A 16,709-nucleotide genomic window follows, 5' to 3' on the forward strand; every position below is an offset into this window, starting at 1 on the left:
CCGAATTCCCGTGCCATACTCCAAGGCACTCTCGTTCGACATAGATGGCGTTCACCCATGCCCAAAGGATTGATCCGCGCCGTAGGCGCCTTGTTGACCGCCCTTGCTTTGTACAGCTTGCTGGGCTTTCTGATATTACCCGGCATCGCCCTTCGCATTGCCAACCAACAGTTGGCCAATTACGCCACGGTGCCGTCGCGAATCGAGCGCATCGAACTCAACCCCTTCAGCCTGGAACTGACGCTGTGGGGCCTGAAGATCGGTGAGCCAGGCAAAGAGCAAGTAGGTTTCGAACGCCTCTACGCCAACCTTCAGATCGACAGCCTCTGGACCCGCGCCCTGCACCTGGCCGATGTGCAGCTGGACAAACCCAAGACCGAACTGCTGTTCGACAAGTCCGGCCAACTGAACCTGGCGCAGTTGTTCAAACTGCCGCCGAGCGAGCCAACCCCGGCCGATCCTGACGCCAAGCCGTTCCCACTGCGTATCGACAGCATCAAGCTGGCCGGTGGTAACCTGCATTTCCAGGACCTGCGCCCCAGCGAGCCCATCGAATTCCTCTACGACGAACTCGACTTCGAGCTGAAAAACCTTAGCACTTTGCCCGACGACAATGCCGACATGACCCTGGTCGCCGCCGGCCCCGAAGGTGGGCAAATCGACTGGAAAGGCAACTTCAGTCTGGTACCGATCACCTCTGAAGGCACCTTGAAGGTGACCGACGGCAAGATGAAAGCCTGGTGGCCGTATGTACGTGACGCCCTGCCACTGGTTCTGGAAGACGGGGTGCTCAACTTCAGCACTGACTACAAATTCAGCCTGGCCAAAGAAACCGAGCTGAACCTGACCAACACCGCCGCCAGCATCGCCCCCTTTGCTATAAAGGCCCCCGATGGCCGGCCACTGGCGCGCCTGGAGCGCCTGGACGTCAGCGAAACCACGGTAGACCTGGCCAAGCAGCAGGTCATTGTCGGCAAGATCCGCAGCAACAAGCTGGAAACCTGGGCCGCCCGTGAGGCCGATGGTCAACTGGATTGGCAGAAGCTGTTCGCCAGCCAACCGAGCAAACCGGCCAAGACTCCGGAACCAATCGCTGCCGACGCGCCGTCGGCGCAACCGGCGGTCCCGAGCAAGCCGTGGCAAGTGCTGCTCAAGGACGTGCAACTGCGTAACTATCAGGTGCACCTAGCCGACCGCCAGGCTAAACCTGCGGTCGCGCTGGAACTGGGCCCGTTGAATGTCGACGTACAGAACTTCGACAGCCTCAAACAGAGCCCCTTCGCCTTGAAGGTCGACACCGGCCTGGGCAAGCAAGGCAAGATCCAGGCAACCGGCGAAGTTAACCTCAACCCGGTCAGCGCCAAGCTGAAAGTGAACACCCAGGACATCGACCTGCGGGTCGCCCAGGCCTATATCAGCCCGTTTATTCGCCTGGAATTGCGCAGCGGCATGCTCGGCAGCAACCTGGACGTAAACCTCAAAAGCACCGAGCCACTGGCCCTTCAGGTCACCGGCCGCGCCCAGGTTGACCAGTTGCATACCCTGGACACCCTGAAGACCCGCGACTTCCTCAAGTGGCAGCGCCTGGTGCTAGAGGGCATGAACTACCAGCACGGCCAAAGCCTGTCGATCGACAAGGTCAACCTATTGCAGCCGTATGCGCGCTTCATGATCAACGAAGATCGCACCACTAACATCGACGACCTGCTGATTCCGCAGCCGGCCGACAGCGGCAGCAAGTCGGCAGCCAAACCTGCCGCTAGTAACGACAAGCCCCTGGGCATTCATATCGGGCAGATCGCGATCAACGACGGTTCGGCCAACTTTGCCGACTTCAGCCTCACCCCCAACTTTGCCACCGCGATTCAACAGCTCAACGGCCAGATTGGCACCATCGACAGTCGCCAGGCCAAACCGGCCAGCGTCGATATCAAGGGCAAGGTGGACCGTTACGCGCCAGTGACGATCAAAGGCAGCGTGAACCCGTTTGATCCGATGGCCGCGCTGGACATCGCCACCAGCTTCAAGCGTGTCGAGCTGACCAACCTGACGCCTTACTCAGGTAAATTCGCAGGCTTCCGCATCCGCAAGGGCCGCCTGAATCTCGATCTGCACTACGTGATCACCAAAGGCCAATTGAAGGCTGAAAACAAAGTGGTGGTCGAGCAACTGCAGTTGGGTGAAAAAGTCGACAGCTCTGATGCCGTCGATTTACCGATTCGCCTGGCTGTCGCCCTGCTCAAGGACTCCGACGGCAAGATCTCCATCGAACTGCCGGTAAGCGGCGACCTGAACAACCCGCAATTCAGCGTGATGCCGATTGTGTGGCAGACCCTGCGCAACCTCGTGGTGCGTGCGGCAACCGCGCCCTTCAAGTTCATTGGCGGGCTGGTCACTGGTGGTGGCTCTGAAGACTTGGGCAATGTGTCGTTCGCCGCAGGCTCCAGTGAACTGAACAAAGACGCCGAAGGCGCTCTGAACACCCTGGCCAAGGCGCTGAAAGAGCGCCCTGCCCTGCGCCTGGAAATTGAAGGCACAGCCGCCGCCAGCAGTGACGGGCCGTTCCTGGCCGCACAGCGACTGGAGCGTGAATACCAATATAACTACTACAAGATTCTCCAGCGCCGTGGCGACAAGGTCCCGGCCCAAGCCTCTTTGCTTGAGGTGCCGGAGAAGGAAAAAGCACCATTGCTGGAAGGCATCTACCGCACCCGCCTCAAACAGCAACCCCCGGCCGAATGGAAAGACCTGGGCAGCGATGAGCGCTCGGCGAAGCTCAAGGACGGTGTGATCAAGTTCTGGAGTGGCAGTGACGTGCTACTGCGCCAGTTGGGGCAGGACCGAGCCAGCACGATCAAGGATTACCTGGTGGACAAGGGCCAGTTGGAAGATGACCGCGTGTACTTCATCGATGCGCAGCTGGGGCAGGCCGAGAAAGATGGCCGAGTGATCACTCCAATGCACCTGGACGCTGAGTAACTTCTAAGCACCGCCCATCCTAATGTGGGAGCTGGCTTGCCTGCGATAGCATCACCTCGGTGCAACTGAATGACCGAGGTGCCAGCATCGCAGGCAAGCCAGCTCCCACATTTTTTTGGCCTGATCATTCTGTTTCAGCCTGAAATAGAACAGGCCCCGACACAAGTGCCGGGGCCTGTAATGACCACATCCGTGTGGCCGGTCGCATGAACTCCAGAGGTGCGTCAGGTGGATATCTAACTCACCCTAAGCCGCCGCTATTCAGTTCAAACGAAACGTCAGCGTTACTCTGCTTTCAGGCCGTCGGCCGATACAGCTTTAACGCCTTTGATTTTCTTGGTGATCGCTACAGCCGTTTCTTTCTGCGAAGCGGTCACAGCGGTAGGCGACGACAGGGATACAACACCTTTGTTGGTTTCAACCTTGATGTCGGTGCCAGGAATGCCTTTTTCAGTTACCAAGTCAGCCTTCACTTTGGTAGTGATCCAGGTATCGCTGGTGGTCTCTTTAGCGTCGTGGGCAGCGCCTTTGGTTTTGTCGATGCCGTCAGCTTTGGTAGCGCCGCCAGCCAGCAGGCCGTCAGCAGAAACAGCAGTCACACCTTTGATTTTCTTGGTGATCCCTACAGCCATTTCTTTCTGCGAATCCGAGATAGCTACGTCGGAGGACAGGGAAACCACACCTTTGTTGGTCTCAACCTTGATGTCCGAACCTGGAATGCCTTTTTCGGTCAGCAGGTCAGCTTTGACTTTAGTGGTGATCCAAGTATCCGAAACGCTTTCCTTAGCCTTGGTCGCTTCACCCGCCGCCAAAGTCATAGGGGCTTGGGAAGTCTGAGCAAAGGCTACGTTAGCACCCATGGCCAGGGTCAGAGCGGTAGCAGTAGCGAGAGCGAACTTCTTCATACGAGTAACTCCTGTTTTATTAAAAGTCTGCAGGCGTAAACCTTCATGCTGCAGCGCTACCAGGGATATTGCAGGCAGTGTGCCAACTCGCCGAACGGATTAAATTCCTTAATAAACAACGAGTTATGAAATCTATGAATTTTCGAAATCGTGCAACTTGCATGAAGCCCGTCGTGCCTGCATGCAAGTTGCGGCTTTTGGGCGACGCTAAACAGCTGATTCTGCTTCATTTTCTCGCGCCCATAAAAAAAGGACTCCGAGGAGTCCTTTTTTCAGCGTGAAGCCTGCGGGTGATTAAACGCCCGAAGCCTTGGCTGCTGCTACGTCCTTGATGGACAGCTTGATACGGCCGCGGTTGTCCACGTCCAGTACCAGCACTTCCACTTCCTGGCCTTCTTTCAGAATGTCGGTCACTTTCTCAACACGAGCATCGCTCAGCATGGAGATGTGAACCAGACCGTCTTTGCCCGGGAGGATGTTGACGAACGCGCCGAAGTCGACGATGCGCTCAACCTTACCAACGTAGATCTTGCCGATCTCAGCCTCAGCGGTGATACCCAGGACGCGCTGGCGTGCTGCTTCAGCCGCTTCCTTGGTTTCGCCGAAGATCTTGATCGAACCGTCGTCTTCGATGTCGATCGAAGCCTTGGTCTCTTCACAGATCGCACGGATGGTCGCGCCGCCTTTACCGATGACATCACGGATTTTGTCGGTGTCGATTTTCATCGCGATCATGGTCGGAGCATTTTCCGACAGTTCGGTGCGGGACTGACCAATGATCTGGTTCATCTGGCCGAGGATGTTCAGGCGCGCTTCCAGGGCTTGGCCCAGGGCGATTTCCATGATCTCTTCGGTGATGCCTTTGATCTTGATGTCCATCTGCAGCGCGGTCACACCTTTGGCGGTACCGGCTACTTTGAAGTCCATGTCGCCCAGGTGGTCTTCGTCACCCAGGATGTCGGTCAGGATGGCGAACTTCTCGCCTTCTTTAACCAGGCCCATGGCGATACCGGCAACCGGCGCCTTCATTGGCACACCGGCGTCCATCAGAGCCAGGGAAGCACCGCAGACCGAAGCCATGGAGCTGGAACCGTTGGACTCGGTGATTTCCGATACGACACGGATGGTGTACGGGAACACGTCAGCGGCAGGCAGCATGGCCTGAACCGAACGACGGGCCAGACGGCCGTGACCGATTTCGCGACGACCCGCGCCGCCCATACGACCACACTCGCCCACCGAGAACGGAGGGAAGTTGTAGTGCAGCATGAAGGGGTCTTTTTTCTCGCCTTCCAAGGTGTCCAGCAGTTGTGCGTCACGGGCAGTACCCAGGGTCGCAACGACCAGGGCCTGGGTTTCGCCACGGGTGAACAGCGCCGAACCGTGAGTCTTCGGCAGAACGCCGACTTCGATGTTCAGCGGACGCACGGTGCGGGTGTCGCGACCGTCGATACGTGGCTTGCCGTTAACGATGTTTTCGCGAACGGTGCGGTATTCGATCTCACCGAAAGCAGCTTTGACTTCGCTGGAAGAAGGCTGGCCTTCTTCACCGGACAGCTTGGCAACGACCTGGTCCTTCAGCTCACCCAGGCGAGCGTAGCGGTCGGCCTTGACGGTGATGGTGTAGGCGTCGGAGATGGCAGCGCCGAACTCGGAGCGGATAGCGCCCAGCAGTTCGGTGGCTTCCGGGGCAGCAGCCCAGGTCCAGGTCGGCTTGGCAGCTTCGGCAGCCAATTCTTTAACCGCGTTGATCACAACCTGGAACTCGTCGTGAGCAAACAGTACGGCACCCAGCATCTGGTCTTCGGTCAGCTCTTTGGCTTCCGATTCAACCATCAATACGGCTTCGGACGTACCGGCAACGACCATGTCCAGGCTCGAGGCTTTCTGTTGCTCGTAAGTCGGGTTCAGCAGGTAGCCGGTGCTTTCGTGGAACGCAACGCGGGCAGCGCCGATCGGGCCATCGAAAGGAATACCGGAGATGGCCAGGGCAGCCGAGGTACCGATCATCGCAGCGATGTCCGGATCGGTCTTCTTGCTGGTGGAAACGACGGTGCAGACAACCTGCACTTCGTTCATGAAGCCTTCTGGGAACAGCGGACGGATCGGACGATCGATCAGTCGGGAAGTCAGGGTTTCTTTTTCGGAAGGACGGCCTTCGCGCTTGAAGAAACCGCCAGGGATCTTACCGGCAGCGTAAGTCTTTTCCTGGTAGTGAACGGACAGAGGGAAGAAGCCCTTGCTCGGGTCAGCGGTCTTGGCGCCAACAACGGTCACCAGTACGGTCACGTCGTCGTCAACGGTAACCAGCACTGCGCCGGAGGCTTGACGGGCGATACGGCCTGTCTCGAGGGTAACGGTCGACTGACCGAACTGGAATTTTTTGATAACCGGGTTCACGGTGTCCTACCTTCTTTGTGGCTCTTGGGGGAACTTGTCTTCTTGCGAAATTCTTGGGCAATGCCGGGAATCGGCCCGACGCTCGTCCAGGGTAAAACGTGTATCCAGATAAAACTTGAGGCTGGGAGCCTACCACGGGCCACCGGGAATCCCGATGACACGCGGCAGACAACCAACCTCTAGCGCAATCGCTTATTAGCGACGCAGACCCAGGCGACCGATCAGAGTCTGATAACGACCCAGATCCTTGCCTTTCAGGTAGTCCAGCAGCTTACGGCGCTGGTTTACCATGCGGATCAGACCACGACGGGAGTGGTGGTCTTTACCGTTGGCCTTGAAGTGACCTTGCAGTTTGTTGATGTTGTGGGTCAGCAGTGCAACTTGCACTTCTGGCGAACCAGTGTCACCAACAGCTTGCTGATAGTCAGCTACGATTTGTGCTTTTTCTTGAACGTCGAGAGCCATGAGGCAATCCTTTTTTCAGGAAACCACCCAAAGGGCAGTTTCAACAGGCCAGGGACAAATCCCTGTATCTAAAAATGAGTGTTGACCATGCCTGTTAACAGCCACACTCGTTCGGTCATTCTGACCGAATCAGCCGACGCGGCGCGATGCGCCCGTCTTCGCTCACTTCACCGATACCGATAAAGCGACCGTTATGATCCTGTACTCGCACCATGCCGAACTTCGGGGCATCCGGGGCGCGTACCGGCTGGCCGTTGAGCCAGTAGAACGCGCTGTGCTCCGAGAAGTGCAGCAGCGGCCAATCGAGCAAACCGCTGTCCGATGGCATGAGGAAGCGATCAACCGCTTCATTGCCGCCCTCGGCGTGTACCGCTTCCAACTCTTCCAGCGTGACCGTCTGGGCCAGACTGAAAGGCCCGGCCTGGGTGCGTCGCAGTTCTGCAACGTACGCGCCGCAACCGAGCTTTTCACCAATATCTTCCACCAGAGTACGGATATAGGTGCCTTTGCTGCAGTCCACGGCCAAACGGGCAGTGTCGCCTTCACAAGCGAGCAATTCCAAGCGCGCAATAGTAACAGAACGCGGTTCGCGCTCCACTACTTCGCCCGCACGTGCCAGCTTGTAAAGTGGCTGGCCATCGCGCTTGAGTGCCGAGTACATCGGCGGTATCTGACTGATTTGCCCACGAAAAGCGGGTAAGGCAGCTTCGATATCCGCACGACCAACGGTCACGTCGCGAACCTGCAAAACATCACCTTCGGCATCCGCCGTGGTGGTGGTCTTGCCCAGTTGCATCAGGGTTTCGTAACCCTTGTCGGAATCAAGCAGGTATTGCGAAAACTTGGTGGCCTCGCCAAAGCACAACGGCAATACACCGGTGGCCAATGGATCAAGGCTGCCGGTATGCCCGGCCTTCTCGGCGTTGAGCAGCCAGCGAACCTTCTGCAACGCGGCATTGGAGGTAAAGCCAATGGGTTTGTCGAGCAGAATGATGCCACTGACGTTGCGACGAATACGTTTGACCTGAGCCACCGCTTACTCCTTGGCGTCTTCAGGTGTGGACGGATGCTGGCTGTCTTCAGCCACGGCGCGCTCGATCAGGGCCGACAGGTGCGCGCCACGCACGACGCTTTCGTCGTAGTGGAAGTGCAACTGTGGAACGCTGCGCAGCTTCATTTCACGGGCCAACTGCATACGCAGGAAACCTGCGGCGGAGTTGAGCACCTTGATGCTTTGCGCGATTTCTTCGCTGTTGTCCTGCCCCATCACAGTGATGAAGATCTTGGCGTGACCCACGTCACGGCTCACTTCAACAGCGGTAATGGTGACCAGGCCAACGCGTGGGTCTTTGACTTCGCGGCGGATCAGTTGGGCCAGCTCACGCTGCATCTGATCGCCGATACGCTGGGTACGGCTGTATTCTTTTGCCATGTCTTGTTACCTGTTACTGCCACACGGTGAAACCCGTGGGGTCTGAAAGCGGCAAACGCCCGGCCTGACAAAAGCCAGACCGGGCGTTGCGTTTAGAGTCCTGACGCTACGCGGGGCATCTGCATGCCCACACGCTGCGCGGCTCCTGAAGTGCGCGAGTTAGAGGCTGCGAGCAACCTGAACCTTCTCGAAGACTTCGATCTTGTCGCCAACCTTGACGTCGTTGTAGCTCTTGACGCCGATACCGCATTCCATGCCGGCACGTACTTCGGCAGCGTCATCCTTGAAGCGGCGCAGGGATTCCAGCTCGCCTTCGAAGATAACGATGTCTTCACGCAGTACACGGATTGGACGGTTACGGTACACAGTGCCTTCAACCACCATGCAGCCGGCGATCGCACCGAATTTCGGCGAGCGGAACACGTCACGCACCTCGGCGATACCCAGAATGTTCTCCCGGACGTCGCTGCCAAGCATACCGGTAAGTGCTTTCTTGACGTCTTCGATGATGTCGTAGATGACGTTGTAGTAACGCATGTCCAGGCCTTCCTGCTCGACGATCTTGCGAGCGCCAGCATCGGCACGCACGTTGAAGCCGAACAGTACAGCGTTGGAAGCCAGTGCCAGGTTGGCGTCGGATTCGGTGATACCACCGACACCGCCACCGACAACGCGCACTTGCACTTCGTCGTTACCCAGGCCGTTCAAGGCGCCGTTCAACGCTTCGAGGGAACCACGAACGTCAGACTTGAGGACGATGTTAAGCGTCTTCTTCTCTTCCTGGCCCATGTTCTCGAAGATGTTTTCCAGCTTGCCGGCGTGAGCACGGGCCAGCTTGACCTCGCGGAACTTGCCTTGACGGAACAGAGCCACTTCACGGGCTTTCTTCTCATCAGCCACTACGCTCATCTCGTCGCCAGCGTCCGGCGTACCGTCCAGGCCGAGAATCTCGACTGGGATAGCAGGACCTGCTTCCTTGATTGGCTTGCCGTTCTCGTCGAGCATGGCACGTACACGGCCGTAGTTCGAACCGACCAGCACCATGTCGCCTTGGCGCAGGGTACCGTCTTGGACCAGCACGGTGGCAACCGGGCCACGGCCCTTGTCGAGACGGGACTCAACCACGACGCCACGGCCAGGAGCCGATGGAGTAGCGGTCAGTTCCAGGACTTCGGCTTGCAACAGGACCGCTTCGAGCAGTTCGTCAACGCCGGTACCCATTTTCGCCGAGACCGATACGAATGGCGTCTCGCCACCCCATTCCTCGGACGTCACGCCGTGAACCGACAGTTCGCTACGGATGCGATCGAGATCGGCGCCCGGCTTGTCGATTTTGTTCACGGCAACGACCAGAGGAACACCGGCAGCCTTGGCGTGCTGGACAGCTTCAATGGTCTGCGGCATTACGCCGTCGTCCGCTGCAACCACCAGGATCACGATGTCGGTCGCCTTGGCACCACGGGCACGCATTGCGGTAAACGCGGCGTGACCTGGGGTGTCGAGGAAGGTGACCATGCCGCGCTCGGTTTCAACGTGGTATGCACCGATGTGCTGGGTAATACCACCGGCTTCGCCTGCGGCAACCTTGGCACGACGGATGTAGTCGAGCAGGGAAGTCTTACCGTGGTCAACGTGGCCCATTACGGTCACGACCGGCGCACGGGAAACCGCTTCACCTTCAAACTTCAGGGACTCGGCCAGGGAATCTTCCAGGGCGGTGTCGCTGACCAGGGTCACTTTGTGGCCCAGCTCTTCAGCAACCAACTGGGCAGTTTCCTGGTCCAGTACCTGGTTGATGGTGGCTGGAGTACCCAGCTTGAACATGAACTTGATGATTTCAGCAGCCTTGACCGACATCTGCTGGGCCAGATCGCCCACAGTGATGGTCTCGCCGATCTTCACTTCACGCACGACAGGGCCGGTTGGGCTCTGGAAACCGTGGGCGTTGCGCTTCTTCAGCTTGGCCTTGCCGCGACCACCACGACGGAAGCCATCGCTTTCTTCGTCGGTGGTACGTGGGGCAACGCGTGGCGCAGGCGCTTTCTCTTTGACCGAGGCGCGGTGCGGAGCGTTTTTACGCTCGCCATCGCCACCACCACCGCGACGATTGTTGTCGTCAGCACGTGGTTTGTCCGGACGACGAGGCTCGTCGCGCTTGCGGGCGTCTGCTGCAGGAGCAGGTGCGGCGGCAGCCGGGGCAGCCTCACGCACAGCTTCAACAGGGGCGGCGACCGCGTCAGTGGCAGCAGGTTGCGCAGCAGCAGGCTGGCGACGCGCTTCTTCTTCGGCGCGACGCTTGGCTTCTTCTTCAGCCTTCTGACGTGCAGCATTTTCTACTGCGCGACGTTCTTCCAGCTCGCGTTTGCGCTCGGCTTCGATTTCTTCCGGGCTGCGCTGTACGAAGACTTTCTTCTTGCGTACTTCAACGCTGATGCTCTTGCTACCTGCAACCCGCAGGGTGCTGGTGGTTTTGCGCTGCAATGTAATCTTGCGCGGTTCTTCCACTTTCGCCTTGTGGCTGCTCTTCAAGTGAGTCAGCAAAGACTGCTTCTCACTATCGCTCACACCTTCATCGGCGGCGGTGTGCGGCAGACCTGCCTCACGCATCTGCTGCAACAGGCGCTCTACCGGTGTTTTGACCTCATCGGCCAGTTGTTTCACCGTGACTTGCGTCATGCACTTCTCTCCTCAGGCCGCGCCTAATTACTCGAACCAATGGGCTCGGGCGGCCATGATCAACTTGCCGGCACGATCTTCGTCAATGCCGTCGATGTCGAGCAGATCGTCAATAGACTGCTCGGCCAGGTCTTCGCGGGTAATTACGCCGCGCACCGCCAGTTCCATCGCCAAATCCTTGTCCATACCCTCAAGCGAGAGCAGGTCTTCGGCCGGATGGGCGTCTGCCAGCTTTTCCTCAGTAGCGATGGCTTTAGTCAACAAACGATCCTTGGCCCGAGCGCGGAGCTCGTTGACGATATCCTCGTCAAAGCCGTCGATGTTGAGCATTTCTTCCAACGGTACGTAGGCAATCTCTTCCAGGCTGGTGAAGCCTTCATCTACCAGCACCTGTGCCAGTTCTTCATCGACTTCCAACTCTTCGATGAAGTTGCGCAGGATGTCACCGGTTTCAGCTTGCTGCTTAGCCTGGATGTCCGATTCGGTCATCACGTTCAGGGTCCAGCCGGTCAGTTGGCTGGCCAGACGCACGTTCTGACCACCACGACCAATGGCCTGAGCCAGATTGTCTGCGCCAACGGCGATGTCCATTGCATGGGCATCTTCGTCAACGATAATTGCCGCCACTTCAGCTGGCGACATGGCGTTGATCACGAACTGCGCCGGGTTATCGTCCCACAGGACGATGTCCACACGCTCACCGCCCAATTCGCCCGACACTGCCTGGACGCGCGAACCGCGCATCCCGATGCAAGCGCCTTGCGGGTCGATGCGTTTGTCCTTGGAGCGGACCGCGATCTTGGCACGCGAACCCGGGTCACGGGACGCAGCCATCACTTCGATCAGGCCTTCGGCGATTTCCGGCACTTCGATACGGAACAGCTCGATCAGCATTTCCGGCGCGGTACGCGACAGGATCAACTGCGGGCCGCGGTTCTCGGTGCGGATTTCCTTGAGCAGCGCACGCAGACGCACGCCAACACGGAAGGTTTCGCGAGAGATGATGTCTTCGCGGGCCAGCAACGCTTCGGCGTTGTTGCCCAGGTCGACGATCACGTTGTCGCGGGTAACTTTTTTCACGGTGCCAGAGATGATTTCACCCAGGCGTTCGCGATAGGCGTCAACGACTTGAGCGCGCTCGGCTTCGCGAACCTTCTGCACAATGACCTGCTTGGCGGTCTGTGCAGCAATACGGCCGAATTCGATCGACTCGATCTTTTCTTCGACAACATCGCCAACCTGAGCGCCCGGATGCGTTTGCGCAACCTTGCTTGGCCAGGTTTCGATGGCCGGATCATCAAGATCGTCCTCTTCGACCACCGTCCAGCGACGGAAAGTCTCATAGGCACCGGTGTGGCGGTTGATTTCCACACGCAGATCTACTTCGTCTTCAAAACGTTTCTTGGTAGCAGTGGCCAGGGCCAGCTCCAACGCTTCAAAAATCACGCTTGCCGGTACACCCTTTTCATTGGATACCGACTCAACAACCAGCAGTACTTCTTTGCTCATCGTACGCCTCGCCTTTCGCAAGCCATTGGATCCGCGGGATCCGCGTCTCAGTCAAAACTGGGAATAATGTTGGCCTTGTCGATCATATCGATCGGCAACAGGAACTCGTGGTCTTCTACCTGCACCACGACATCCTGCTCTTCTACACCGCGCAGAAGGCCCTGAAAGTTGCGTCGCCCTTCAAAGGGGGAGCGCAGCTTGATCTTCACTTGTTCACCGGCATATTTAGCAAACTGCTCGATAGTGAACAGTGGGCGTTCCATGCCTGGCGAGGAAACTTCAAGGGTGTATTCAACGGAGATTGGATCTTCAACATCCAGCACACCGCTGATCTGACGGCTGACAATGGCACAATCGTCCACCAGCACGCCGCCCTCTTTATCGATATAAACGCGCAACATTGAGTGGCGACCTTGAGCCGAAAACTCAATACCCCAGCATTCATAGCCTAGGGCCACGACCACCGGGGCCAACAAGGCCTGCAACTCTTCTAGCTTGCTCGACACCTGAACCCCCTCGTGCATGTATGTGCATGCTGTGCAAAATAAAAAAATGGGCGAAACGCCCATCCTTGAAACGCCGTCGAACAGCGGCGTTGAAAGTGTCCAGCTAACAAAAAGCCCCTTAAAAGGGGCTCCGCTAAAACTGGTTGCGGGGGCCGGATTTGAACCGACGACCTTCGGGTTATGAGCCCGACGAGCTACCAGACTGCTCCACCCCGCGACAAAGCTGGGGCGGAAGTATACGACCGATCCCTTACAGGGTCAATGTAACCTTCCACCTACAAGAAAGCCCGCAACAGCGGGCTCTCCTGATAATTGGTACCGAGAAGGGGACTCGAACCCCTACACCCTATGGGCACAACCACCTCAAGGTTGCGTGTCTACCAATTCCACCACCTCGGCAATACAGCGTTTACAACCCTTCTTACTTCTGCTCTTGAGCTGGAGGTACGTCAGTCGCTGGAGTAGCCGACTTTTGCTCTTGAAGCACCGGGACATCATCAGAAGCCGGTTTTGCTTTTGGAACTTCCAACACTGCTGGGTTTGGCAAACCTACTTGAGTCAGCACATGAGCTTTCTCTTTAGCAAAGTAACCTAACCCTAAGCTGGTTATGAAGAAACCTGCGGCAAGTATAGCAGTAAACTTACTAAGAAAGGTAGAGGAACCTTGGCTTCCGAACACAGTATTTGAAGCACCTGCACCGAAAGACGCACCAGCATCCGCACCTTTACCCTGTTGCAACAAAACCAGAGCAACTACGCTCAGGGCAGCCAACAGATGAAAAACGACTACGACTGTTTCCAGCATTTTTTCAGTTTCCCGCGGCGCGACAGATCGCACCGAACTCATCTGCATTCAGGGAAGCTCCACCAATGAGCCCCCCATCGATATCCGGCATGCCGAACAGTTCGACCGCATTGGCCGCCTTCACGCTGCCGCCGTATAGAAGCCGCACACCTTGTGCGACTTCAGAATTCTCTGCCGCCAACTGCGCGCGGATGGCTGCGTGCACATCCTGCGCCTGTTGCGGTGTAGCAGTCAGCCCGGTGCCAATGGCCCAGACCGGCTCGTAAGCAATAACTGCCTTTGCAAATGCACCAACACCCAGCTCCTCGATGATGCTGCCCAGCTGACGCGAGACAACTTCAAGAGTCTTGCCCGATTCGCGCTGCTCAAGGGTCTCCCCTATGCACAACACCGGAATCAAGCCACAAGCCTGTGCTGCGGCGAACTTGCGGTTGAGCGTCCCATCCCGCTCGCCCATCATCTGGCGACGCTCGGAATGCCCGACAAGCACATAGGAACAACCCGCATCAACCAGCTGACTCGGCGAAATCTCGCCGGTCAACGCACCTTGCATCGGCTCTACCGCAGAGTTCTGCGCGCCGACCTGAATCGACTTGCCTTTCAAGCCATCAACCACTTGGTTGATATGCAAGCAAGGCGGGAACACCGCGACGTCAACACCGCTAGGCAAGGCCAAGTGACGAAGGCCGTTGATCAGCTCAGCGACACTGGCGCGGGTACCGTGCATCTTCCAGTTACCAGCTACCATAGTGCGACGCATGCTGTACCCCGTCGGTCAAAGTGGGCGCAGATGTTACCCAACCACATCATCACTGGCAAGCCGAATTCAGGCGCAAACTTCAGTTACCAGTTTTGCCAGGTCTTCGGCATGGCCGCGAACCTGTGTTTCGTCCTCACCTTCGACCATCACGCGCACCAGCGGCTCTGTGCCGGACTTGCGCAGCAACACGCGCCCGCGCCCCGCCATTGCCTGGGTCACGCGCTCGCAAGCCTCTTTGACAGCAGGGTGCTCGATGGGGTTTTCACCACCGGCAAAACGCACATTGAGCAGCACTTGCGGGCACTTGCGCAGGGCTTGACGCGCCTGGGCCAGGCTCTCCTCGCGGCGACGCAGGGCCAACAGCACCTGTAGCGCGGCGATGATCGCGTCACCCGTGGTGGTGTGCTGGAAGCAGACCACGTGCCCGGAGTTCTCGCCGCCGACCAACCAGTTACGCTCCAGCAGCTCGGCGATCACGTAGCGGTCACCGACATTGGCGCGAATAAAGGGAATCCCCAGTTCTGCCAACGCCAATTCCAGCCCGAGATTACTCATCAGGGTGCCGACCACGCCACCTTGCAGCTTGTTACGCTCATGCAGGTCACGGGCAATGATGAACAACAGGTCATCACCATCCACGATCGTGCCAGTGTGATCCACCATCAGCACGCGGTCGCCATCGCCATCAAAAGCGATGCCCAGGTCCGCATGCTCAGCCAGCACAGCAGCCTGCAGTTGCTCCATGTGGGTGGAACCGCAGTTGTCGTTGATGTTCAAGCCGTTGGGCTGAGCCGACAGCACGGTAACCTGTGCGCCCAGTTCCTTGAAGACGCTCGGCGCCACCTTGTAGGTCGCCCCATGGGCGCAATCGACAACAATCTTCAAGCCTGCAAAATTGGTGCTGCTCGGGACGCTGCTTTTACAGAATTCGATATAGCGGCCTGACGCGTCGTTAATGCGCGACACCTTGCCCAGCTTGCTGGACTCGACCACCGTCATCGGCGCATCCAGCAGCTCTTCGATCATCAACTCGATCTCGTCAGGCAGCTTGGTGCCCTGCCCCGAGAAAAACTTGATGCCATTGTCATCATGAGGATTGTGGGAGGCGCTGATCACAATACCGGCTTCAGCGTGGAAGGTACGCGTCAGGTAAGCGATTGCCGGCGTGGGCATAGGCCCCAACAGCATCACATCGGCCCCGGCGGCGGACAACCCGGCCTCCAGCGCAGACTCAAACATGTAGCCCGAAATACGGGTGTCCTTGCCCACCAGAATGCGACACGCGCCCATGCTGCGGAACGCCATGCCTGCCGCCCAACCCAGCTTGAGCATGAAATCAGGAGTGATCGGAAATTCGCCGACCCGACCACGAATGCCGTCGGTGCCAAAATATTTTTTAGTCATAAGTGCTCCATCATTCTTATTCAGCTGATTCTACAGCAGCGAGCATGCGCACCACATCGACCGTTTCGGCGACATCATGCACACGCAAAATACGTGCGCCCTTGGTCACGGCAAGCGCCGCAAGCGCCAAGCCGCCATACAGGCGTTCGCCGACCGGGCGATTCAGGGCGAGCCCTATCATGCTCTTGCGCGAAACACCGACCAACAGCGGGCGACCAAGGGCGTGCAGCGCTTCCATGTGTTTGAACAGGCTTAGATTGTGCTGCAGGGTCTTGGCAAAGCCAAACCCCGGATCGAGGATGATCTGCTCCGGCGCAATACCCACAGCCACACATTGGGCAATCCTCTCAGCAAGAAACCCACTCACCTCGCCGACCAGATCGTCGTAGTGCGGATTGTCCTGCATGTTGCCGGGCTCACCCAGCATATGCATCAGACAGACGGGCAGGCCCGTTGCGGCGGCCGCATCAAGGGCTCCATCACGCTGCAGCGAACGCACATCGTTGATCAACCCAGCCCCCAGCCGCGCGGTTTCGCGCATCACTGCCGGGGTGGAGGTGTCTACCGAGATGATGACATCCAGCTCACGGGCAATACGTTCGACCACGGGCGCCACCCGCTCTAGCTCCTCCAAAGGAGAAACAACGCGGGCGCCGGGGCGGGTCGATTCCCCACCCACATCAATCAGGGTCGCACCGGCAGCCACCATAGCCTCCGCATGACGCAACGCGGCATCCAACTGGCTGAAGCGGCCACCATCGGAAAAGGAGTCAGGGGTTACATTGAGGATGCCCATGACATGCGTCCGGGCCAAATCAAGAACCCGGTTGCCGCAAGGCAACCGGGTAGAGGACAAAGCAGAAGTCAT

The 16,709-nt window shown here is 58.0% G+C and carries 13 protein-coding genes and 2 tRNA genes; 1 reads left to right on the forward strand and 14 read right to left on the reverse strand.

All coding sequences use genetic code 11. The annotated features are described in order from the left end of the window. Positions 1-57 precede the first annotated feature (57 nt). Positions 58-2,979: a DUF748 domain-containing protein gene (locus AC1RAC_RS14550; protein ID WP_492616688.1), complete on the forward strand. Its 2,922-nt coding sequence runs from the start codon at positions 58-60 to the stop codon at positions 2,977-2,979. 284 nt (positions 2,980-3,263) lie between these two features. Here the strand turns inward: AC1RAC_RS14550 and AC1RAC_RS14555 are convergent, their stop codons facing one another. The 14 genes from AC1RAC_RS14555 to folP form a co-directional block, all read right to left on the reverse strand. Continuing rightward, on the reverse strand, positions 3,264-3,884 hold the full coding sequence (locus AC1RAC_RS14555) for a BON domain-containing protein (RefSeq protein ID WP_054898021.1): 621 nt from the start codon (positions 3,882-3,884) through the stop codon (positions 3,264-3,266). Between the two features lie 294 nt (positions 3,885-4,178). Next, complete coding sequence (pnp, locus tag AC1RAC_RS14560; RefSeq protein ID WP_003194180.1) at positions 4,179-6,284, reverse strand: polyribonucleotide nucleotidyltransferase; 2,106 nt, start codon at positions 6,282-6,284, stop codon at positions 4,179-4,181. Positions 6,285-6,479: 195 nt separating this feature from the next. Further along, positions 6,480-6,749: a 30S ribosomal protein S15 gene (gene rpsO, locus AC1RAC_RS14565; RefSeq protein ID WP_003177875.1), complete on the reverse strand. Its 270-nt coding sequence runs from the start codon at positions 6,747-6,749 to the stop codon at positions 6,480-6,482. A gap of 115 nt (positions 6,750-6,864) precedes the next feature. Continuing rightward, on the reverse strand, positions 6,865-7,782 hold the full coding sequence (truB, locus tag AC1RAC_RS14570) for a tRNA pseudouridine(55) synthase TruB (RefSeq protein WP_014719950.1): 918 nt from the start codon (positions 7,780-7,782) through the stop codon (positions 6,865-6,867). 3 nt (positions 7,783-7,785) lie between these two features. Continuing rightward, entirely contained in the window at positions 7,786-8,181 is a 396-nt protein-coding gene (rbfA, locus tag AC1RAC_RS14575; RefSeq protein WP_003176137.1) for a 30S ribosome-binding factor RbfA, read from the reverse strand. A gap of 159 nt (positions 8,182-8,340) precedes the next feature. Then, positions 8,341-10,857, reverse strand: a complete 2,517-nt coding sequence (gene infB / locus AC1RAC_RS14580; protein ID WP_003194185.1) for a translation initiation factor IF-2 — start codon at positions 10,855-10,857, stop codon at positions 8,341-8,343. A 27-nt stretch (positions 10,858-10,884) separates the two neighbouring features. After that, positions 10,885-12,366 carry a transcription termination factor NusA gene (gene nusA / locus AC1RAC_RS14585; RefSeq protein ID WP_003194187.1) on the reverse strand — a complete coding sequence of 494 codons (1,482 nt, stop codon included), beginning with the start codon at positions 12,364-12,366 and terminating at the stop codon, positions 10,885-10,887. Positions 12,367-12,413: 47 nt separating this feature from the next. Next, the gene (gene rimP / locus AC1RAC_RS14590; protein WP_032873230.1) at positions 12,414-12,872 is read right to left on the reverse strand and encodes a ribosome maturation factor RimP; all 459 of its coding nucleotides are present in this window, start codon (positions 12,870-12,872) and stop codon (positions 12,414-12,416) included. A 140-nt stretch (positions 12,873-13,012) separates the two neighbouring features. Then, positions 13,013-13,089 (reverse strand) — tRNA-Met (locus AC1RAC_RS14595). Positions 13,090-13,185: 96 nt separating this feature from the next. Then, positions 13,186-13,271, reverse strand: a tRNA-Leu gene (locus AC1RAC_RS14600). A 22-nt stretch (positions 13,272-13,293) separates the two neighbouring features. Continuing rightward, positions 13,294-13,677: a preprotein translocase subunit SecG gene (gene secG, locus AC1RAC_RS14605; protein ID WP_003194191.1), complete on the reverse strand. Its 384-nt coding sequence runs from the start codon at positions 13,675-13,677 to the stop codon at positions 13,294-13,296. A 4-nt stretch (positions 13,678-13,681) separates the two neighbouring features. Beyond that, complete coding sequence (gene tpiA, locus AC1RAC_RS14610; RefSeq protein ID WP_003194193.1) at positions 13,682-14,437, reverse strand: triose-phosphate isomerase; 756 nt, start codon at positions 14,435-14,437, stop codon at positions 13,682-13,684. 66 nt (positions 14,438-14,503) lie between these two features. Then, positions 14,504-15,841, reverse strand: coding sequence for a phosphoglucosamine mutase (gene glmM, locus AC1RAC_RS14615; protein ID WP_003194195.1), 1,338 nt, complete (start codon positions 15,839-15,841; stop codon positions 14,504-14,506). Between the two features lie 16 nt (positions 15,842-15,857). Next, on the reverse strand, positions 15,858-16,709 hold the full coding sequence (gene folP, locus AC1RAC_RS14620) for a dihydropteroate synthase (protein ID WP_054898020.1): 852 nt from the start codon (positions 16,707-16,709) through the stop codon (positions 15,858-15,860).

Source organism: Pseudomonas sp. GW823-FHT02F05, from assembly GCF_058797315.1.